The following is a 19,112-nucleotide window of genomic DNA, read 5'->3' as shown; positions in this document are numbered from 1 at the left end:
TAAACTTAAAGAAAACGCTTCCCAAGCTTTGGAAGCAACAAGTTACTCGGTTCGTACGATTTATATTTACGGTTCGCCGATTTGCATCAATATCGGTTAAAACTTCGGCATTCGCCGCATTGGAGATAAAAAGGCCGTCTGAAAACCCGCGATAAAGGTTTTCAGACGGCCTTTTCATTATTTAAACAACTGCCACCGCTCAAGACGGACGCTGCATCATCCAACTTTGGATTTTACGTGCATCATTGACGCGCGTGGTGGATGTGGGCGAATTGAGCAGGACAATGGTAACCGGTTCCCTGCCTATGCGGGCACGCACGACCATCGAACGGCCGGACTCGCGGATATAGCCTGTTTTCTGCAATTCGATGTCCCAGGAGCCTTCACGCACCAAGGCATTGGTATTTTTATAGTTCTGCTGGCGGCCCGCGCTGGTATACACCGAGCCGTAGGTGGCCGTACTGTTTTTGGTAATTGGCGCATAATTACTAGCGGCAGCGGCCAGTTTGTTCAAATCCCAGGCGGTGGAAACGTTGCGGTAGTCCAAACCGGTCGGTTCGTAAAAACGGCTGTTGGCCATACCCAAGCTTTGCGCTTTGGCATTCATGGCGGCCACGAAGGCAGACATACCGCCCGGATAAGTACGACCCAGCGCATGGGTGGCGCGGTTTTCACTCGACATCAGGCTCAAATGCAGCAATTGGGCGCGTGTGAGCTGCGTACCGACAGACAGGCGGCTGCCCGTGCCTTTCAGCCGGTCGATTTCATCCTCGGTAATGGTGATGACTTCGTTCATATTCAGGCGCGCATCCAAAACCACCATCGCCGACATCAGCTTGGAAATCGAGGCAATCGGCATAACGCGGTTCATGTTCTTTTGATACAGCACTTCGCCGGTACGGTTATTGACAATCAGGGCTGCCTGCGACGACAGCAACGGGCCGGCAATTGCCGCTTGCGCTTCCAGCATATCGTCCGGATTTTCAGCAAGGAAAGTACCCAACGGGTCTTGGTCGGATGTCAGGTTTTGCTGCAGAAACTGGCCGAGCATGTCCAAATCGTCGGCCAAAACGGGGGCGGAAGCCAAACTCAGACCGAGGAAGACGGCGGCGGCTTTTTTGTAAAACGGTGTAGAAAACATCGGGCTGTCCGTTAAATTAACAAAAAGAAATTCGGAAAGGGACGGCGGGGCTCAAACCGGCCGTGAGGCCGTCTGAAACACAGTTTACCGGCGAAGCGGGCTTTGTTTTTTGGTAATACCGCCATCAAGGGATGGTTGTGTGCACCTTGCTTTGAAGCAAGTCATTATTTTCCTTGAAAAGCAAACGGTTTGTAAAGCAAACATACGCAGTTTTGCATGAGTTTGCGTTTGGCGGCCGCCCCGCCCTTTCCTGCCGCACCTTGCGGCAAATTGAAAAAAGCACGGCTGCTTATTATAATCTCCGTTTTTTCAGACGGCCTTGGGGCCGATTCAGACAAAGGCACACTCGATGACCACAGAAAACCGCCACTGCTCGTTTTGCGGTAAAACCGAACAGGAAGTCAAACATCTGATTGAAGGCGAAAACGCCTATATCTGCAACGAATGCGTGGAAACCTGCGGCATCATGCTGGAAGGCGGGGACGACGCGGCCGCCGAAGGCAAAGGTTCCGCCACCGACGGGGACGGCAAACTGCCCACCCCGTCCGAAATCGTCGCCAACCTGAACGACCACGTTATTGGCCAGGAGCAGGCGAAAAAAGCCTTGGCCGTTGCCGTTTACAACCACTACAAACGCCTGCGCCATCCGAAAGCGGGCGGCGCGGTGGAGCTGTCCAAATCCAACATCCTGCTCATCGGCCCCACCGGTTCGGGCAAAACACTGTTGGCGCAGTCTTTGGCGCGCAAACTAGACGTGCCGTTCGTGATGGCTGATGCAACCACGCTGACCGAAGCAGGTTATGTCGGCGAAGACGTCGAACAAATCATCACCAAACTTTTGGGCAAATGCGATTTCGATGTCGAAAAAGCCCAGCGCGGCATCGTCTATATCGACGAAATCGACAAAATCTCGCGCAAAAGCGACAACCCTTCGATTACCCGAGACGTCTCCGGCGAGGGCGTACAGCAAGCATTGTTGAAACTGATTGAAGGCACGGTGGCCAGCGTTCCCCCGCAAGGCGGGCGCAAGCATCCGAATCAGGATTTCATCCAGGTAGACACCACCAACATCCTCTTTATCTGCGGCGGCGCATTTGCCGGCTTGGAAAAAGTCATCCGCCAGCGCACGGAAAAAGGCGGCATCGGCTTCGGCGCAGCAGTACACAGCAAGGACGAAAACGCCGACATCAGCGAACTGTTCGAAATCGTCGAACCGGAAGACTTGATCAAATTCGGCCTGATTCCCGAGTTAATCGGCCGCCTGCCCGTGATTGCAACCCTGGCCGAACTGGATGAAGATGCCCTGATCAACATCCTCACCGAACCGAAAAATGCCTTGGTCAAACAATATCAGGCACTGTTCGCCATGGAAGGCGCGGAACTGGAATTCGAACCGGATGCACTGCGCGCCATCGCCAAACTGGCCATGACCCGCAAAACCGGCGCGCGCGGCCTGCGTTCCATCGTCGAACGCGCCCTGCTGGAAACCATGTACCGCCTGCCCAACCTGCCGCAGGTAAAAAAAGCCGTCATTACCGCGGAAGTTATCGAAAACAACCGCCAGCCCGTCCTGCTGCTGGCCGACGGCAAAGAGTATCAAGACGACGCACAATAAGCGTGGAATCTTGGAGGCCGTCTGAAACCGAACACTGGGTTTCAGACGGCCTTTCCTTTTTCAGACGGCCTCATACCCGATTGCCCCCGCACCCCGCACCCCGCTATACTGACATCTTTCCCACATAAAACGGAGCACGCCATGCGCCACCAAAAATCCGCCGGCAACCGCCTACCCGAAAAATGGTTCAGACGCGGCCTGTGGCTGATTGCCTTTATTTTTGCCTCCTTCCTCATCGGATTGGGCGGCAAAGTCATCAACGACCTGCCGTCCGTCGAACAAACCCGCGAATTGGACGACTACATGGGCGAAAAAGGGATATTGCTGCAGCAAACCCGCGACCGCCTGAACGAAGAAGACACCCGCCTGACGGAAGAAGCGGAACGCTCCGCATTGGAATTGGAAAAGCAGCGCAACCAAACCGCCGCCGAACAGCAAAGCCTGCAAAACTGGCTTGCCGCCCGTTCTGCTACCGAACAATCCGAACAAAACCCCGAAGTCATCGCCCGCACCCGCAAGCTGGACGAACTGAAGGCCAAAGAGCAAACCCTGCAACAACAATATGCCGCCATCCAGCAGCGTCAGCTCGACAACCGCCAGCAGCGCGACCGAAACGAAAAAGAACTCGAACAGGAGCAGAATGACGCATCAAAACGCAAAGAAAAGGACGACCGCCGCATCGAACTGCAAGTTTTCCTCTACCGCCTCGCCCTCACCCTGCCGCTGCTGCTCATCGGCGGTTACCTGTTCGCCAAAAAACGCCGCTCGCGCTGGTGGCCGTTTGTTTGGGGCTTCATCTATTTCGCCCTGTTTGCCTTTTTCGTCGAACTCGTCCCCTACCTGCCCAGCTACGGCGGCTATGTACGCTACGCGGTCGGCATCCTGATGACCATACTGATCGGCCGCTATGCCATCATCGCCATGAACCGCTACCTCGAACGCAAGCGCAATGAAGAAGCACTGCCCGCCGACGAGCGGCAGCAGCAGATGGACTACGACCGCGCCCAGCAATGCACTGCCAAAGGCATCTGCCCCGGCTGCGAACGCCCGCTGGACTTCCAACATCCCGAAATGGATTACTGCCCGCATTGCAGCATCAACCTGTTTAACCGCTGCGGCAACTGCAACACGCGGAAAAGCGCGTTCAACCGCTACTGCTTCCATTGCGGTTCCGCAGCCGGTTCAAACGATACCGGCCACAAATAAACCTTCAGGCCGTCTGAAACACCCGGCAAACCGGCGCGCAACGCCTTTCAGACGGCCTAATATCCCCAAACAACAGGAGAATCAGCCATGAACGAAATCAAATACCTTCCCGAACAACGCCGCTTCCAAATCGACATCGACGGACTGGAAGCCGGCCACATCGGCTACACGGAAGAAAACGGCGGTTGGAATGTCGTGCATACCGAAGTATCACCGAACTTCCGAGGGCGCGGCATCGCCAAAATGCTGGTCGACGCCCTGATGGCGCACGCCGAAGCCAACGGCATCCCGCTGAGTGCGGAATGCGATTATGCCGCACGCTTTATCGGCAATACGGACAAAGAGTAGCGTTAAAAAAACCGCAATGCGTCAAAGGCCGTCTGAAAAACACATTTCAGACGGCCTTTGACGTTTGCCGCCATAAAACGGCGGCATACCGTTACGGTATTTGACAGATTTGACTATAATCCGCCCTTTCCTCCCAACCGAGACCCCTATATGGCTTTTGCATCCCTGTTTACCCTGCTTGACGACATCGCATCCGTACTCGACGACGTTTCCCTGATGACCAAAATGGCAGCGAAAAAAACCGTCGGCGTGGTCGGCGACGATTTGGCCTTGAACGCCAACCAGGTAACCGGCGTATCGGCCGACCGTGAATTGCCCATCGTCTGGCAGGTGGCCAAAGGTTCGCTGGTAAACAAGCTGATTCTGATTCCGGCCACGCTTCTGCTGTCGTGGCTGGCCCCCGCGCTGATTACCCCGCTACTGATGCTGGGCGGCGCATATCTCTGCTTTGAAGGCGTGGAAAAACTGCTGCACCCCCTCCTGCACCGTCATGAAGCCGGTCATTCGCCCGAAGCCGTCCCCGACGAATTGCCCGATGAAAATGCCAAAATCAAAGGCGCAATCCGCACCGACTTCATCCTGTCGGCCGAAATCATCATCATTTCCATGGGCGCGGTGAATGCCGACTCAGGCATGCTGCAACAAGCCTTGATGCTCTCTATCATCGGCATCGGCATGACCATATTTGTTTACGGCTTGGTGGCCATGATTGTAAAACTGGACGATTTGGGTTTATTCCTGATACGGCGCGGCGGCATGTGGAAAAGCGTGGGCAATGCCCTGCTGGCCGTTATGCCCGTTTTCATGCGCGGCCTGAGCGTCGTCGGCACACTGGCCATGTTTTTGGTCGGTGGTGGCATCATTGCCCACGGCGCGCCGTTCGTGTCCGACTTCCTGCACACCATGCATTGGGAGGGCGGCATCATGGGCAATTTGGCCAACCTGATTGTCGGCCTGCTGTCCGGAGCAATCGTTTGCGCCGTCGTCTTGCCGCTGATCAAACTGTTCGGCAAAAAACATTAAACGGAAAACAGGCCGTCTGAAAGGAGCAACGCCATGCGGAAAATCCGTGCCGCCGTCATCCAAACCGTTTCCGGCACCAACCCCGCCGCCAATACCGCCGCCATGCGCCGCCTGGTGCGCCAAGCGGCAGAGCAAGGTGCGGATTGGGCGTTGCTGCCCGAATATTGGCCGCTGATGGGGCAAAACGACCGCGACAAACTCGCACTGGCCGAACCCTTCGGCAGCGGCACCCTGCAACAGGCGATGGCCGAAACCGCCGCCGAATGCGGCGTTACCCTGTTCGGCGGCACGATTCCGCTGCAATCGCCCGTACCCGGCAAAGTATGGAACAGCCTGCTGACATATGACAAAAACGGCGAATGTATCGGCCGCTACGACAAAATGCACCTGTTCGGCTATTCGGGCTTGGGCGAACGCTACGCCGAAGCCGACACCATCGCCGCCGGCCGCGAAGTCCCCCGCCTGACTGCCGACGGCTGGAATCTGGCGCAAGGCATCTGCTACGACCTGCGCTTCCCCGAATTTTTCCGTGCCCAAAGCCCGTTTGGCGCGCTTTTGCTGCCCGCCGCCTTCACCTATACCACCGGCAAGGCGCATTGGGAACTGCTGCTGCGCACCCGTGCGGTGGAAAACCAATGCTACGTTTTGGCGGCCGGACAGGGCGGCCTGCACGAAAACGGCCGCCGCACCTTCGGCCACAGCATGATTATCGACCCTTGGGGCGAAATCCTGGCCGTGCTGCCCGAAGGGGAAGGCGTGATTACCGCCGAACTCGACCCCGCGCGGCTGAACAGCGTGCGGCAGCGTCTGCCCGCACTGGCACACCGCATCCTGTAATACCGAGGCCGTCTGAAAAACAAGTTTTCAGACGGCCTCAAACCATCATAGCCCCGCAAACCCGATTCCGAGAAGAAACCTGATGAAAACATTCCGACTCTTCCTTGCGGCCTGCTGTACGACGGCTGCCGCACAAACACCGCAAGCCTTTGTCGAACAAAAATTTTACCGCAAAATACCAAGCGTAAAATGCCTAATCGGGCAAAAAGGCAATACCTGCATGCAACTGAAACAAACCGGCTCCGCCGAAGGGCTGACCTTCCTCCTCTACACGGGCGACAATGTAAAACTGCGCCCCAACAGCCGTCCCGTTACCCTTCATGCCCCACCCTACCCTGCCGAAATATTCGTCTTAAAACAGAATAACGGAACATGGCAATTAAAAGCCCGCAGTCAAACGCAGGTCGAGGCTGCCGAATCGGGCGGAAAACCCTGGCGTTTTCTTCGTTTCGGCACTTCGGCGTGGGGATTTGAAAATTCTATAAACGGCGGCAGACAGGGCTATAACAATTTTTTCAGTTCACTGTTTGTTTACAGCGGCGGCAAATTCGACAGCTACCTGATCATCACCGGTATGGACAATACGGAAGCAGGCCCGTCGGATGAAGAAGTTTCCCTGCACGGCACCCTAACCCCGCGCCCCGACCTGAAACAGACAGCCGGACGTTACCCGCTGGAAATCCGCCTCACAGGCAAAAAAGGTAAAAACTCCTTCAAAGGCCAATCCTACCTCCTCCCATTCAAAGCACGGAATAACGATTATTCCATACCGGAAAACTACCCTGTCTCCGGCTTTTGAACAGAAATATAGCTAGCGCAGATAGAGCCAAAATACTGTACTTACCAATTGTCTTCATGAGCTTACGCAGGCTAATGACGGCCGACGCAGCTACCGTATCGGAAATTAAGTAAAGGGATACAGAAGAATATCGAATTGACGCCATAAACAAACTGAGGCCGTCTGAAACCCGATTTACGGTTTTCAGACGGCCTCGGTTTGTTTTGCGATACCGCCGCTATCAACCTATTGTCGTGCGGATGGCTTGGACGCACCAATCCATCACACCTTGCGGCAGGACACCCCACAACAGCAACAGCAGGCCGTTAGCCGACAACAACACCTTCATCGCGCCGTCGCTGCTCAACCGGCGGCTGTCGGCAGGTTCTTCGAAGTAAATCATCCGCACCACACGCAGATAGTAGAACGCGCCAATCAGCGACATCACGACGGCAAACACCGCCAACCAAGTGTAATTCGCACTCACCAGCAATTTGATAACCTGCAACTTGGCATAGAAACCCATCAGCGGCGGAATACCGGCCATGGAGAACATGGCAAGCAACATCAGGAAGGCATACCAAGCGTTGCGCCGGTTCAAACCGGCCAAATCGGCAATGTTTTCGCATTCGAACGATTCGTCGGACAACAGCATCAACACACCGAAACCGACCAATGCCATCACGATATAGGTCAATGCGTAATACAGGCCGGCCGAGAAACCGACGCTGCCGCTCAAAAACGCCATCAGGACGAAGCCCATATGCGATACAGTCGAATAAGCCAACATCCGCTTGATATTGGTCTGCACAATGGCGGCAAGGTTACCGATTAGCAGTGAAGCCACGGACAAGATAACCAGCATCTGGGTCCAATCGGCATGCTGGTTGTTCATCGCCGTTACCAAAATACGGAAAGCGAAAACTGCCGCCGCCATTTTCGGCGCGGTACCGATAATCGAAGCCACCGAAGTGGGCGCACCTTCATAAACATCCGGCACCCACATATGGAACGGAACGGCTCCCAATTTGAACGCCAATGCGACCACAACGAAAACCAAACCCAGCTTCATCAGCCAGCCGTTGGCGACACCGCTTTGGCCGTTGGCCAGCACAATGGCGAAATTCAGCGAACCGGTTGCACCGTAAATCATCGAAATACCGTACAACAGCAAACCGGAGGCCAATGCGCCGAGCACAAAGTATTTCAACGCGGCTTCGGCCGAACGGGCAGAATCGCGCCGCAAGGCAATCATGGCGTAGAGCGACAGCGAAAGCAGTTCCAAGCCGATATAGGCAACAAGGAAATGCCCTGCACTCACCATCACGCTCATGCCTAAAAGGGCAAACAGCGAAAGGGTATAAAATTCGCCGTTAAACATATTACGCGCCCGATTGTACGGTTTGGCGTACACAAATACGGCGAACAATGCGGCGTACATGGTCATTTTGCTCAACTGAGACAAACCGTCAGCCAAATACATATCGTTAAACGTACTGACCGCAGTCGGTGTCCAAACATACCATTGTGTCGCCGCCGTCAATACCAAAGTGAACAGACTCAGATAATGGGTAATGACGCGGCTATTGTCTTTCAGCCACAAATCCACCAACAGCACCACGCACAATGCCGTGAGCAGCACGATTTCGGGCATGGCGGGGATTAAGTTCAAATCAGTCCAGTTCATTCACACACCTCAAATCTTGCTTTGCGCCACATGCGCGATCAAATCGTTGGCCGCCTGATGCATCACGGCGATAAACGGCTCCGGCCACAGGCCCATGCCCAGCACGGTGGCGGCGAGGATGGCCAGGATGGCGAATTCGCGACGGTTGATGTCCTTCATTTCGGCCACATGCGGGTTGGTTACCGCGCCGAAAATCACGCGTTTGTACATCCACAGCGTGTATGCCGCACCCAAAATCAGCGTCAGTGCCGCCAGAGCGCCCACAAACAAGTTATAGTTCACTGCGCCCATAATCACCATAAATTCGCCCACGAAACCCGAAGTGGCGGGCAGGCCGGCGTTGGCCATGGCAAACAGCATCATGAAAGCGGCAAATTTCGGCATCACGGTAACCACGCCGCCGTAGTCGGCAATGTTGCGGCTGTGCAGGCGGTCGTACATCATGCCGATGCAGAAGAACATGGCGGCGGAAACAAAGCCGTGCGAAATCATCTGCATGATTGCACCTTTCAACGCCCACGGCTGCAACTGCACCTGATTGGTAAACAGGAACATGCCCAGGGTAACGAAACCCATGTGGCTGATGGAGGAATAGGCCACCAGTTTTTTCATATCGGTTTGTACCAAAGCCACCATGCCGATATAAATCACCGCAATCAGGCTGAGCACGATGATGGCGGGGGCAAAATAGCGCGACGCATCGGGCAGGATGGGCAGGATGAAGCGCAAAAAGCCGTATGCGCCAAGTTTCAGCGTAATCGCCGCCAGCACCATCGAGCCGCCGGTGGGCGCTTCCACGTGTGCGTCGGGCAGCCAAGTGTGCACCGGGAACATCGGCACTTTCACCGCAAACGACAGGAAGAAGGCGGCAAACAGAATCTGCTGGGTAAACAGCGGAATTTGTTTGAGGTTTTGGAAATCTTCAATCGCGAAGCTGCCGCCGGTTTGGAACGACAAATACACCAAGGCCACCAGCATCAGCAGCGAGCCCATCAGCGTGTAGAGAAAGAGTTTTACCGAGGCATACACGCGGCGCGGCCCGCCCCACACGCCGATAATCAGATACAGCGGAATCAGCATACCTTCGAAGAAGATATAGAACAGCATGGCATCGCGGGCGGCAAACGCGCCGTTGATCAGGCCGGACATAATCAGGAAGGCCGCCATGTATTGCGCCACCTTTTTCTGAATCACTTCCCAGCCCGCAAGCACCACCATCAACGTGATGAAGGCATTGAGGATGACAAACAGCACGGAAATGCCGTCCACGCCCAGCGCGTAGTTGATGTTGAGCGCGGGAATCCACGCATAAAACTCGGCAAACTGGAAGCCGCCGCTCAAGCGGTCGAACTGCGTAAACAGCGGCAACGTAACCAGAAAACCGGCCAACGCGCCGACAAAAGCCAGTATCCGCGCCAAGGGGGCACGGCGGTCGCAGCCGGTAGCCAGCACCAATAATCCGGCGGCTATCGGCAGCCAGATTGCCAAGCTGAGAAGATGGTTAGAAAACATAGTTGTAACCTGTGGTTTGAATAAATAAATCGTCGTTTTTCTGCGTTTGCCGCTTTTCAGACGGCCTCAAACAGCTTAAACGCTGCCCTCTTTCTCAATCACCAAAATCCGCGCTTCGCCGCGCGGGTGGGCGACGTGTTCCGCGCCGATGCCGGCATAGAAGATGTCGCCGCTTTGCAGCCGCACCACGCGCTCTTCGCCGTTTTCACGGTAGTGCATATCCACTTCGCCGTCCATTACGGCAAACACTTCCTCGCCGTCGTTCACATGCCATTTGTAGGGCTGGTCCGTCCAATGCAGGCGCACGGTGGTGCCGTTTAGATTGGCGATGCTGCGCGCTCCCCATGCCCTCTCGGCGGTGAATTCGGCGGCGCGGATGATGTCGGTTGCGCTCATTTTTTCCTCTGTGTGTGGTGTTTTCAGACGGCCTTTTAGTTTTCAGGTAGCCTTAATTAGCTGTCCCGCCCGAACAGTTTACTTCCTGCTCGAAACGGATAAAGGCGGCAATCATGGCCTGCCACACGGCTTCTGCCACATCGGGCGATAAGCCTGCCTCCGCAGCCTGTTCGCGCCGTGCCTTCAGCACCTGCGCCACCCTTTCGGGCGCAGCCACGGCCTGCGCGTCGTGCTTGGGTTTCAGACGGCCTGCCTGTGCAACCAACTGCTGCCGCCGTGCCAGCAAGCCGATAAGCTGGCTGTCCAGCACGTCAATCGCCTGCCGCACTTCGGCTAGGGTATCGGGCAAAATATCAGCATCCATTTTTCAGGTAGCCTTTATCTGAACCAAAGCTGCCAGAAGAACACCACAATCAGCACCAACACGCCGGAAACCATAGCGGCAGCGTAGGTGTAGATGAAACCGGTTTGCAGGCGGCGCACCTGCCCTGCCACCGCGCCGACCAGTTTGGCCGCGCCGTTTACCAAGCCGTTGTCGATGATTGCGGTATCGACGGCCTTCCAGAAGAAAGTACCCAGCGCGCGCGTGCCTTTGGCAAACACGGCGAAGTAGATGTTGTCGAGGTAGTATTTGTTTTCAAACAGCACATACACCGGGCGGAAGGTCTGCGCAATTTTGGCAGGCAGCTGCGGCGCTTTCACATACAGAAACCACGCAGCCAATACGCCGCCGATGGCCAGATACAGCACGGGCGTGTGCAGGCTGTGCGACACCATGGCCATTGCGCCGTGGAATTCTTCCTTCATGATGTGCATCACCGGATGCAGCTCGTGATTGACATAAATCACGTCTTTGAAGAAATCGCCGTACAGCATCGGCTCGATGGCGATGTAGCCGATAATCACGGACGGAATCGCCAGCAAAATCAGCGGCAAGGTAACCACCCACGGGCTTTCGTGCGGGTTGTCGGACGGCTTCAGGCCGTGATGGTGGCCGTGGTCGTCGTGGTGGTCATGCTTGGCCTCGCGCCAGCGTTCTTTACCGTGGAAGACGATAAAGTATTGGCGGAAGGCGTAAAACGCGGTAACAAATACGCTGGCCAGCACGGCGAAATAGGCGAAACCGCTGCCGGGCAGGTTGCTGGCATGCACCGCTTCGATAATCGAATCTTTGGAATAGAAACCGGAGAACAGCGGCGTGCCGATGAGGGCTAAGTTGCCCAGCAGCATGGTGAACCAGGTAATCGGCATGTATTTGCGCAGGCCGCCCATATTGCGCATGTCTTGGTCGTGGTGCATACCGATAATCACGCTGCCCGCCGCCAAGAACAACAGGGCTTTGAAGAAGGCGTGGGTCATCACATGGAACATGGCAACCGAATAGGCGGACACGCCCAAAGCCACGGTCATATAACCGAGCTGCGACAAGGTGGAATAAGCCACCACGCGTTTGATGTCGTTTTGAATCGTGCCGAGAAAGCCCATAAACAGCGCGGTAATTGCGCCAATCACCATAATCACGCTCAGCGCGGTGGTGGAGAGCTCATATATGGGCGACATGCGCGACACCATAAACAGGCCGGCGGTTACCATCGTTGCGGCGTGAATCAGCGCGGAAATGGGGGTCGGGCCTTCCATAGAATCGGGCAGCCAGACATGCAGCGGGAACTGTGCGGATTTACCCATTGCGCCGACAAACAGCAACAGGCAGGTGATGGTGATCAAATCCCAGCCGAACAGGGTGCTGCCGACCACGTTGGGCAGGTAGGCGAACACGTCGGCATAGCGCAGACTGCCGCCGAAATAGGCCAGCACCAAACCGATGCCGAGCACGAAGCCGAAGTCGCCCACGCGGTTGACCAAGAAGGCTTTCAGGTTGGCGAAAATCGCGCTGTCGCGTTTGAAATAGAAGCCGATGAGCAAATACGACACCAAGCCGACCGCTTCCCAGCCGAAGAAAAGCTGGATGAAGTTGTTCGACATAATCAGCATCAACATGCTGAAGGTAAACAATGAGATATAGCTGAAGAAACGTTGGTAGCCGACTTCTTCGTCCGCCATATAGCCGATGGTGTAGATGTGCACCATGAGCGACACGGAAGTAACCACCACCATCATCAGCGCGGTGAGGCTGTCCACTAGGAAACCGACCGAGAAATCCAGCCCGTTCATGGTCAGCCAGGTATAGACGTTTTCATCAAACTTGGCACGGCTGCCGTCGATAAACCCGCACAGCACATAGGCCGACAGCACGGCGGATACGGCCACGCCAAGTATGGTAACCGTGTGCGCGCCCCGGCGGCCGATGGTGTTGCCGAACAGCCCGGCCAGCAAACAGCCCGCCAAGGGCGTGAGGGCGATGATGAGGTATAAAGTCATGTCAGTCATGTTGTTGCCATCCTTACGGATAAATCTTTCAATTTTGTGCGGCTCGTTTTCAGGTAGCCTCTCCGGCTTCCTTGTTTAGGCTACCTGAAACTTTCAGACGGCCTGTTTTCAGTTAGCCCTAGCCTTTGAGGCTGTCCAAATCCGTTACGTTGATCGTGTTGCGGTTGCGGTATACCAAAACCATAATCGCCAAGCCGATGGCGGATTCGGCCGCGGCCACGGTGAGCACGAAGAAGACGAAAATCTGCCCCGCGCTGTCGCCGAGGTAGCGCGAGAAGGCGATAAAGTTAAAGTTCACCGCCAGCAGCATCAGTTCGATCGACATCAGCAAAATCAGCACGTTTTTGCGGTTCATGAAAATGCCCATCGCGCTGATGCCGAACAACAGGGCGGACAGCACCAGATAATGCGTAATCGTAATCATGCTTTGCCCTCCCCTTCGGCGGCTTCGCCATTGTTTTCTTCGCTTTCAGACGGCCTCTGCACCACGGCTTCCATCTTCACCATGCGCAAGCGGCCTTTGTTGGCGTCCACTTTAACCTGGTCGGCCGGATTGATGTATTTCGGCTTGAAGGTTTTGCGGTGCACCAGCGCGATGGCGGCCACCATACCCAGCACCAGCAGCACGGCCGCCAGCTCGAAAGGCAGCAGGTAGGTGGTGTAAATCTGCGTGCCCAGCTCGCGCACGTTGCTGTGGTCGGCAGGCACGTCGTTCATCTGGCCGAAAGCGGCCAAATCGGTGGCAGGCGCAACCAAAATCATAATCAGCGCCACGGCCATCAGTACGCCGACCACGGCGGCCACCGGCGCGTTGCGCCAAAAGCCTTTGCGCATTTCCTCCACGTCGATGTTGAGCATCATCACCACGAACAGAAACAGCACCATCACCGCGCCCACATACACTACCACCAGCGTGATGCCGAGGAATTCGGCCTGCATCAGCATCCACATCATCGCGCTCATACAGAAAGTGAGCACCAGATACAGCGCGGCATGCACCGGGTTTTTCACGGTTACGGTTTTCAGCGCGCCAAACAGGATGATGGCGGCCAACAGGTAAAACAGAATAAGTTGAAAGTTCATATTTTTGCACTTTCCGTTTCGGGATATTTCAATCGGTTTTGCTGTGCGTTTCGGCTTGGCCGGACGCGGTTTATTGGCTGCGCCAATAGCTTAAAAATTCATCTGCCAAGCCTTCCGGGTTGGCGCGTTCCGTCCACGATAAGGGAGCATCGTAATACTCCAATTCGTGTACCAGCACGGGAATATTTTTGCCGAACGTTCCGGCAATCACGCCCTCGACAAACAGGCGTTGCACCACGGCGATTTGGGTTTCGACAAAGGCCTGGTAAAACTCGTTCGATTTCTCGTCTGTTCCACTGCTTTCGTCTTCATCGTCGCCGTCAAACATGGCTTCGTATTGTTCTTCGGTGTAGGCAAAGGGCGCATTTGCCAGCCATGCTTGGAGTTCTTGGTTGTTTCTATATGCGTCTACGCCCAACAATTCGGCTTCGTCTTGCAGCCAATAGGCATAGTTCCACTTGGCTTCGTCATCCTGATTAAGCGTCTCACCCTTCTTGCCTTCAAACTGCCCGCAAGTGTTGTAGCTGACTGAAAGGCCGGGCAGCCACTCATCGCCGCCCCGCACCCAAAACGATAAGGCATATACATCATCCTGAATCTCTTCAGGCAGCCCGGCCAATGCGGCGGCGGTTTTCTGAAAAACCATATCGGCAAAGGCTTGTTGCTTATCCATTCTGTATTTCCTCCAAGCACGGCTGCCGGAATATTGGGCTTCAGGCTACCTGAAAACTCTGCGGGCGTTCCGCTCTTTAGCGGTACGGCGCATCAGCCGCTTTGCGTTTGGCGATTTCGGCTTCGTATTGGTCACCGATGGCCAAAAGCATCGGTTTGGTAAAGTGCAAATCGCCTTTTTTCTCGCCGTGGTATTCGAAGATATGGGTTTCCACAATCGCATCGGTCGGGCAGGCTTCTTCGCAGAAGCCGCAGAAGATGCACTTGGTTAAATCGATGTCGTAGCGGGTGGTGCGGCGGGTGCCGTCTTCGCGTTCTTCGCTTTCAATGTTGATTGCCATGGCGGGGCAGACGGCCTCGCACAGTTTGCAGGCGATGCAGCGTTCTTCGCCGTTCGGATAACGGCGTTGGGCGTGCAAGCCGCGGAAACGCACGGATTGCGGTGTTTTCTCTTCGGGGAAGTAAATCGTGTCTTTGCGGGCGAAGAAGTTTTTGAGCGTTACGCCCATGCCTTTCACCAATTCGCCCAGCAGGAAGGTTTTTACTAAATTAGCCATTTTCGGATGCTCTTTTCGGATTATTCTGTTTACAGGCCGTCTGAAAGCGGTTTTTTAACCTGCCGCGCCCACCATTTCTAAAAACTCGGCTTCGGTCAGCTTCGGCGTATCGTTGGCCAAGTCGTAATACGGAGCCTTGCAATCGATAAAGATTTGCGAAGTGGTTTCAAAGCCCGCGTTGTCGGCAAACAGCCCGGCGTTGATGTAATAATCGTTGCCAACTTTCACAAACAGATGTGTGCCGCAGTGTTTGCAAAAACAGCGTTGCGCCCATTCGGACGACTGATAATGCGCAATGTATTCGCTGCCGGTGATTTCGGGCGACTGGGCGGCCAAAGTAAAAGACGCGCCGCTGCCCCATACGCGGCATTTTCCGCAATGGCAGGCGTGGAGTTCGCGGTTTTCGGCGGTTTCCAGTGATACTGCGCCACACAGGCATTGAGCTTTCATCGGTTTCTCTCGGTTTGAAACGGTTAAAAATTTGGGTTCAGGCTACCTGAAAACTTTCAGACGGCCTCCCTGCCCTATTTCCACAAGCTCCACGGCGAAGCCATCCATAAGCCGTAGAAAACGATGGCGACAAAGCCGATGGGAATCAGCACTTTCCAACCCAAACGCATGATTTGGTCGTAGCGGTAGCGCGGGAAAGTGGCGCGAATCCACAGATAGCCGTAGAGCACGAAGGCCATTTTGGCAAACATCCAAATCGGGCTGGGTGTACCGACGATGCCCCAGCTTTGCGGAAAGGGCGACAGCCAGCCGCCGAGGAACATAATGGAGGTGAGCGCGCCGATTAGAATCATGAAGATGTATTCGGCGAGGAAAAACAGCGCAAAGGCGAAGCCGGAGTATTCGACGTGGAAACCGGCCACGATTTCGGATTCGCCCTCGGCCACGTCGAACGGGGCGCGGTTGGTTTCAGCCACGGCGGAAATCAGGTAGATGAGGAACACGGGGAACAGGGTGAACCAGTTCCACGAGAAAATCGAGCCGCCCGCAATACCGGTGCTTTGCGCGGCCACGATGTCGTTGAAGTTCAGGCTACCTGAAACCATGATTACGCACACCAGAGCCGCGCTCATGGCGATTTCGTAGGAAATGGTTTGCGCGGAAGAACGCATCGCGCCGAGGAAGGCGTATTTGGAGTTGGACGCCCAGCCGGCAATAATCACGCCGTACACGGAAAGCGAGGTAATCATTAAGATATACAGCAGGCCGGCATCGACTTTGGTTAAGAGCCATTGGTCGGAAAACGGCACTACCGCCCACGCGGCAAACGAGGGAGCGAGCGAGAGCATGGGGCCGATATAGAACAAAGCTTTGTTGGACGAGCTGGGGCGGGTAACTTCTTTAAACAGCAGTTTCAACACGTCGGCAAACGGCTGAATCAAGCCCCACGGGCCGGTCACGTTCGGGCCGACGCGCAGCTGCATGAAGCCGATGACCTTGCGCTCGAAGTAGGTCAGGTAGGCCACAGTCAGAATCAGCGGCACAAGGATAATCACGATTTTGACGACAATCGACACCAAGAGGCCGATGTCGTTGCCCGCCGCGCCGAACCAGCCGGCAAACAGGGCTTGAAACCATTCCTGCATCATCAGACTCCTTCCAGTTCAATCGCGTTCATCAGCCCGCCCAGCGCGGCGTTGGCCGGATGCTGCGGCAGGTGGACGACGTTGGGCGGCAATGTGTTGTCGGCCGTTACGGTTACGCGCACGCGGCTGCCGTTCTGCACGGCTTCGGCAGTTGCGCCGTCAGCGAGGCCGAGCGCAGCCAGCGTATCGGGGTGGACGCGGGCGGCTGGCACTTGGGCGTGCGAGGTTTGCTGCAGGGCTTCGGCGCGGCGCACGATGGCGTCGGTGTGGTAGATGCCCACGCCGCCGGTGCGGATCAGGCCTGCTGCGGCGGGCGCGGCTTCGCCCTGCCAGCTGCTGCGGTTGTTCAGTTTTTCAGGTAGCCTTTGGGCATCCAGCGCGTCGTGCAGGATTTGTTCGCTGCTGTCGTATTCGAAGCCTTCCAGTTCCAGCAGGTTGCCCAGCACACGCAGGATTTTCCACAGCGGGCGGCTTTCGCCCAAGCCTTTTACTACGCCGTGGAAGGATTGCAGACGGCCTTCCATATTGACGAAGCTGCCGGAAGTTTCGGTGAACGGGGCAATCGGCAGCAGCACGTCGCACACGTCGAGCAAGGTGTCGCTGACGAACGGGGTAAACGCCATCACGCTCTTGGCCTGTTTCAGCGCGGCCACGGCGGCGGCTCCGCCCGCCACGTCGGCTTCGGGCTCAACGTTGAGCAGCAGCACGGCTTGTTTCGGCGCGGCAATCATTTCGGCAATGCTGCCGCTGTCGGCGTCCAGCAAATCCGCACCCACGCTGTTGGCCGCCTGCGGCAGGATGCCGAATGACGCGCCGGTTTGTTCGGCCAGCCTTTGCGCGGCGGTGTAAATCGCGGCATAGTCGGGGTGGTTTTGCACTTCCGCACCGAGCAGGACGGCGGCTTTTCCCGCGTCTTTCAAACCGGTGTGAATCGGGTTGGCGGCATCGGCGGCGAGATTTTTCAGGTAGCCTGCCCATTGGTTCGGATGCAGGGCTTCCTGTGCGGCCAATGGCATATGCAGTTGTTCTTTACGCGCGGCCACCACGCTGATTTTGCTGCCTTGGTTGGCGGCCACGCGCAGGCGGGCGGTCAGCAGCGGCTGCTCTTGGCGCAGGTTGGCACCCACCACCAGCACGGCTTGCGCATCGGAAAGATCGGCGATATTGCAGCCCAGCCATTGCGCGCCTGCCAACGTGCCTTTCAGACGGCCGTCTTGTTCGCGCAGGCGGGTGGCGAAGTGGCGGCTGCCGATGCCGTCGGCCAGTTTTTTCGCCAGATAGAGTTCTTCCAGCGTGTTCATGGGGTTGACCCAAAAGCCGATTTGCTCTTGGTTGCCGTCTTTGGCGATACATTCGATGCCGTTGCGCACGTATTCGAGCGCGGTTTGCCAGTCCACATCGATCCATTCGCCGCCCTGTTTGATTTTCGGGTTTTTCAGACGGCTTGCATGGTTCAGGCCTTCGTAGGCGAAGCGGTCGCGGTCGGACAGCCAGCATTCGTTGACGGCTTCGTTTTCCAGCGGCAGCACGCGGCGCACGGTGTGCTCTTTGGTTTGTACGATCAGGTTGCTGCCCAATGCGTCGTGGGCGGACACGGATTTGCGGCGGCTCAATTCCCAAGAGCGGGCGTTGAAGCGGAAGGGTTTGCTGGTGAGCGCGCCCACGGGGCAGAGGTCGATAACGTTGCCGGAAAGTTCGGTTTCCACGGCGCGGCCGATGAAGGTGAGGATTTCGGAATGTTCGCCGCGGTTGGCCATGCCGATTTCCTGGTTGCCGGCGATTTCCTCGGTGAAGCGGATGCAGCGGGTGCAGTGGATGCAGCGGGTCATCTCTTCGGTGGAAATCAGCGGCCCCATTTCTTTGGCCACCACGGCGCGCTTGGGTTCGAACAGGTAGCGGGTGGTGGATTTGCCGTAGCCGACAGCCAAATCTTGCAGCTGGCATTCGCCGCCTTTGTCGCATACGGGGCAGTCGAGCGGGTGGTTGATGAGCAGGAATTCCATCACGCCTTCCTGCGCCTGCTTGGCCATTTTGGAATGGGTGTGCACCACCATGCCGTCGGTTACCGGCGTGGCGCAGGCGGGCAGCGGCTTGGGCGCTTTTTCCACCTCTACCAGGCACATGCGGCAGTTGGCGGCGATGGAAAGTTTTTTGTGGTAACAGAAGTGGGGGATGTAGGTGCCGAGCTTCTGCGCCGCCTCAATCACGGTCGCGCCCTGCTCTACCGATACTTCCTTACCGTCAATGCTGATTTGTAACATGGTGTATTTCCTA

19 protein-coding genes are annotated in these 19,112 nt (G+C 56.1%); 6 read left to right on the top strand and 13 right to left on the bottom strand.

Annotated features, from left to right (window positions below; translation table 11 throughout):
* Positions 1 to 199 precede the first annotated feature (199 nt).
* Positions 200 to 1,141: a serine hydrolase gene (locus tag HMPREF3107_RS03545; protein WP_070453539.1), complete on the bottom strand. Its 942-nt coding sequence runs from the start codon at positions 1,139 to 1,141 to the stop codon at positions 200 to 202.
* 349 nt (positions 1,142 to 1,490) lie between these two features.
* Here HMPREF3107_RS03545 and clpX point away from each other — a divergent pair, with 349 nt between their 5' ends.
* From clpX to HMPREF3107_RS03515, 6 genes are all read left to right on the top strand, one after another.
* Positions 1,491 to 2,756: an ATP-dependent Clp protease ATP-binding subunit ClpX gene (gene clpX / locus HMPREF3107_RS03540; protein WP_070453536.1), complete on the top strand. Its 1,266-nt coding sequence runs from the start codon at positions 1,491 to 1,493 to the stop codon at positions 2,754 to 2,756.
* Between the two features lie 141 nt (positions 2,757 to 2,897).
* A complete protein-coding gene (locus tag HMPREF3107_RS03535) occupies positions 2,898 to 3,962 on the top strand; it encodes a serine endopeptidase (RefSeq protein ID WP_070453533.1) in 1,065 nt (354 codons plus the stop codon).
* A gap of 87 nt (positions 3,963 to 4,049) precedes the next feature.
* Positions 4,050 to 4,310, top strand: coding sequence for a GNAT family N-acetyltransferase (locus tag HMPREF3107_RS03530; protein ID WP_070453531.1), 261 nt, complete (start codon positions 4,050 to 4,052; stop codon positions 4,308 to 4,310).
* A 150-nt stretch (positions 4,311 to 4,460) separates the two neighbouring features.
* On the top strand, positions 4,461 to 5,333 hold the full coding sequence (locus HMPREF3107_RS03525) for a DUF808 domain-containing protein (RefSeq protein ID WP_070453529.1): 873 nt from the start codon (positions 4,461 to 4,463) through the stop codon (positions 5,331 to 5,333).
* A gap of 33 nt (positions 5,334 to 5,366) precedes the next feature.
* The gene (locus tag HMPREF3107_RS03520) at positions 5,367 to 6,170 is read left to right on the top strand and encodes a carbon-nitrogen hydrolase family protein (protein ID WP_070453526.1); all 804 of its coding nucleotides are present in this window, start codon (positions 5,367 to 5,369) and stop codon (positions 6,168 to 6,170) included.
* Positions 6,171 to 6,390: 220 nt separating this feature from the next.
* Positions 6,391 to 6,969: a hypothetical protein gene (locus HMPREF3107_RS03515; protein ID WP_168160510.1), complete on the top strand. Its 579-nt coding sequence runs from the start codon at positions 6,391 to 6,393 to the stop codon at positions 6,967 to 6,969.
* Positions 6,970 to 7,189: 220 nt separating this feature from the next.
* Here HMPREF3107_RS03515 and nuoN read toward each other — a convergent pair whose 3' ends face one another.
* From nuoN to nuoG, 12 genes are all read right to left on the bottom strand, one after another.
* Entirely contained in the window at positions 7,190 to 8,635 is a 1,446-nt protein-coding gene (gene nuoN, locus HMPREF3107_RS03510; RefSeq protein WP_070453519.1) for an NADH-quinone oxidoreductase subunit NuoN, read from the bottom strand.
* A 9-nt stretch (positions 8,636 to 8,644) separates the two neighbouring features.
* Entirely contained in the window at positions 8,645 to 10,147 is a 1,503-nt protein-coding gene (locus HMPREF3107_RS03505; RefSeq protein ID WP_070453516.1) for an NADH-quinone oxidoreductase subunit M, read from the bottom strand.
* A gap of 75 nt (positions 10,148 to 10,222) precedes the next feature.
* Positions 10,223 to 10,543 (bottom strand): cupin domain-containing protein, encoded by a 321-nt coding sequence (locus tag HMPREF3107_RS03500; RefSeq protein ID WP_070453512.1) that lies wholly within the window; start codon positions 10,541 to 10,543, stop codon positions 10,223 to 10,225.
* Between the two features lie 52 nt (positions 10,544 to 10,595).
* Entirely contained in the window at positions 10,596 to 10,907 is a 312-nt protein-coding gene (locus tag HMPREF3107_RS03495; RefSeq protein ID WP_070453509.1) for a chorismate mutase, read from the bottom strand.
* Between the two features lie 14 nt (positions 10,908 to 10,921).
* Positions 10,922 to 12,931, bottom strand: coding sequence for an NADH-quinone oxidoreductase subunit L (gene nuoL / locus HMPREF3107_RS03490; protein ID WP_070453507.1), 2,010 nt, complete (start codon positions 12,929 to 12,931; stop codon positions 10,922 to 10,924).
* 118 nt (positions 12,932 to 13,049) lie between these two features.
* Positions 13,050 to 13,355, bottom strand: coding sequence for an NADH-quinone oxidoreductase subunit NuoK (gene nuoK / locus HMPREF3107_RS03485; protein WP_003773732.1), 306 nt, complete (start codon positions 13,353 to 13,355; stop codon positions 13,050 to 13,052).
* Positions 13,352 to 14,014: an NADH-quinone oxidoreductase subunit J gene (locus HMPREF3107_RS03480; RefSeq protein ID WP_070453504.1), complete on the bottom strand. Its 663-nt coding sequence runs from the start codon at positions 14,012 to 14,014 to the stop codon at positions 13,352 to 13,354. Before HMPREF3107_RS03480 ends, nuoK begins: the two co-directional genes overlap by 4 nt.
* A gap of 70 nt (positions 14,015 to 14,084) precedes the next feature.
* The gene (locus HMPREF3107_RS03475) at positions 14,085 to 14,687 is read right to left on the bottom strand and encodes a hypothetical protein (protein WP_070453501.1); all 603 of its coding nucleotides are present in this window, start codon (positions 14,685 to 14,687) and stop codon (positions 14,085 to 14,087) included.
* Between the two features lie 76 nt (positions 14,688 to 14,763).
* On the bottom strand, positions 14,764 to 15,243 hold the full coding sequence (nuoI, locus tag HMPREF3107_RS03470; RefSeq protein WP_003822940.1) for an NADH-quinone oxidoreductase subunit NuoI: 480 nt from the start codon (positions 15,241 to 15,243) through the stop codon (positions 14,764 to 14,766).
* A 54-nt stretch (positions 15,244 to 15,297) separates the two neighbouring features.
* Positions 15,298 to 15,693: a GFA family protein gene (locus tag HMPREF3107_RS03465; RefSeq protein ID WP_070453498.1), complete on the bottom strand. Its 396-nt coding sequence runs from the start codon at positions 15,691 to 15,693 to the stop codon at positions 15,298 to 15,300.
* A 74-nt stretch (positions 15,694 to 15,767) separates the two neighbouring features.
* Positions 15,768 to 16,838: an NADH-quinone oxidoreductase subunit NuoH gene (nuoH, locus tag HMPREF3107_RS03460; protein WP_070453495.1), complete on the bottom strand. Its 1,071-nt coding sequence runs from the start codon at positions 16,836 to 16,838 to the stop codon at positions 15,768 to 15,770.
* Between the two features lie 2 nt (positions 16,839 to 16,840).
* The gene (gene nuoG / locus HMPREF3107_RS03455) at positions 16,841 to 19,099 is read right to left on the bottom strand and encodes an NADH-quinone oxidoreductase subunit NuoG (RefSeq protein ID WP_070453492.1); all 2,259 of its coding nucleotides are present in this window, start codon (positions 19,097 to 19,099) and stop codon (positions 16,841 to 16,843) included.
* Positions 19,100 to 19,112 lie beyond the last annotated feature (13 nt).

The organism is Neisseria sp. HMSC31F04 (genome assembly GCF_001807735.1).
In the GTDB taxonomy this organism is placed as follows: domain Bacteria; phylum Pseudomonadota; class Gammaproteobacteria; order Burkholderiales; family Neisseriaceae; genus Neisseria; species Neisseria elongata.
This window is presented reverse-complemented; position numbering and strand designations above follow the sequence as displayed.

Excerpts from the sequence above, each read along its gene's own strand:
- HMPREF3107_RS03545 (WP_070453539.1), bottom strand. The coding sequence starts at position 1,141 with ATGTTTTCTACACCGTTTTACAAAAAAGCCGCCGCCGTCTTCCTCGGT.
- clpX (WP_070453536.1), top strand. The coding sequence starts at position 1,491 with ATGACCACAGAAAACCGCCACTGCTCGTTTTGCGGTAAAACCGAACAG.
- HMPREF3107_RS03535 (WP_070453533.1), top strand. The coding sequence starts at position 2,898 with ATGCGCCACCAAAAATCCGCCGGCAACCGCCTACCCGAAAAATGGTTC.
- HMPREF3107_RS03530 (WP_070453531.1), top strand. The coding sequence starts at position 4,050 with ATGAACGAAATCAAATACCTTCCCGAACAACGCCGCTTCCAAATCGAC.
- HMPREF3107_RS03525 (WP_070453529.1), top strand. The coding sequence starts at position 4,461 with ATGGCTTTTGCATCCCTGTTTACCCTGCTTGACGACATCGCATCCGTA.
- HMPREF3107_RS03520 (WP_070453526.1), top strand. The coding sequence starts at position 5,367 with ATGCGGAAAATCCGTGCCGCCGTCATCCAAACCGTTTCCGGCACCAAC.
- HMPREF3107_RS03515 (WP_168160510.1), top strand. The coding sequence starts at position 6,391 with ATGCAACTGAAACAAACCGGCTCCGCCGAAGGGCTGACCTTCCTCCTC.
- nuoN (WP_070453519.1), bottom strand. The coding sequence starts at position 8,635 with ATGAACTGGACTGATTTGAACTTAATCCCCGCCATGCCCGAAATCGTG.
- HMPREF3107_RS03505 (WP_070453516.1), bottom strand. The coding sequence starts at position 10,147 with ATGTTTTCTAACCATCTTCTCAGCTTGGCAATCTGGCTGCCGATAGCC.
- HMPREF3107_RS03500 (WP_070453512.1), bottom strand. The coding sequence starts at position 10,543 with ATGAGCGCAACCGACATCATCCGCGCCGCCGAATTCACCGCCGAGAGG.
- HMPREF3107_RS03495 (WP_070453509.1), bottom strand. The coding sequence starts at position 10,907 with ATGGATGCTGATATTTTGCCCGATACCCTAGCCGAAGTGCGGCAGGCG.
- nuoL (WP_070453507.1), bottom strand. The coding sequence starts at position 12,931 with ATGACTGACATGACTTTATACCTCATCATCGCCCTCACGCCCTTGGCG.
- nuoK (WP_003773732.1), bottom strand. The coding sequence starts at position 13,355 with ATGATTACGATTACGCATTATCTGGTGCTGTCCGCCCTGTTGTTCGGC.
- HMPREF3107_RS03480 (WP_070453504.1), bottom strand. The coding sequence starts at position 14,014 with ATGAACTTTCAACTTATTCTGTTTTACCTGTTGGCCGCCATCATCCTG.
- HMPREF3107_RS03475 (WP_070453501.1), bottom strand. The coding sequence starts at position 14,687 with ATGGATAAGCAACAAGCCTTTGCCGATATGGTTTTTCAGAAAACCGCC.
- nuoI (WP_003822940.1), bottom strand. The coding sequence starts at position 15,243 with ATGGCTAATTTAGTAAAAACCTTCCTGCTGGGCGAATTGGTGAAAGGC.
- HMPREF3107_RS03465 (WP_070453498.1), bottom strand. The coding sequence starts at position 15,693 with ATGAAAGCTCAATGCCTGTGTGGCGCAGTATCACTGGAAACCGCCGAA.
- nuoH (WP_070453495.1), bottom strand. The coding sequence starts at position 16,838 with ATGCAGGAATGGTTTCAAGCCCTGTTTGCCGGCTGGTTCGGCGCGGCG.
- nuoG (WP_070453492.1), bottom strand. The coding sequence starts at position 19,099 with ATGTTACAAATCAGCATTGACGGTAAGGAAGTATCGGTAGAGCAGGGC.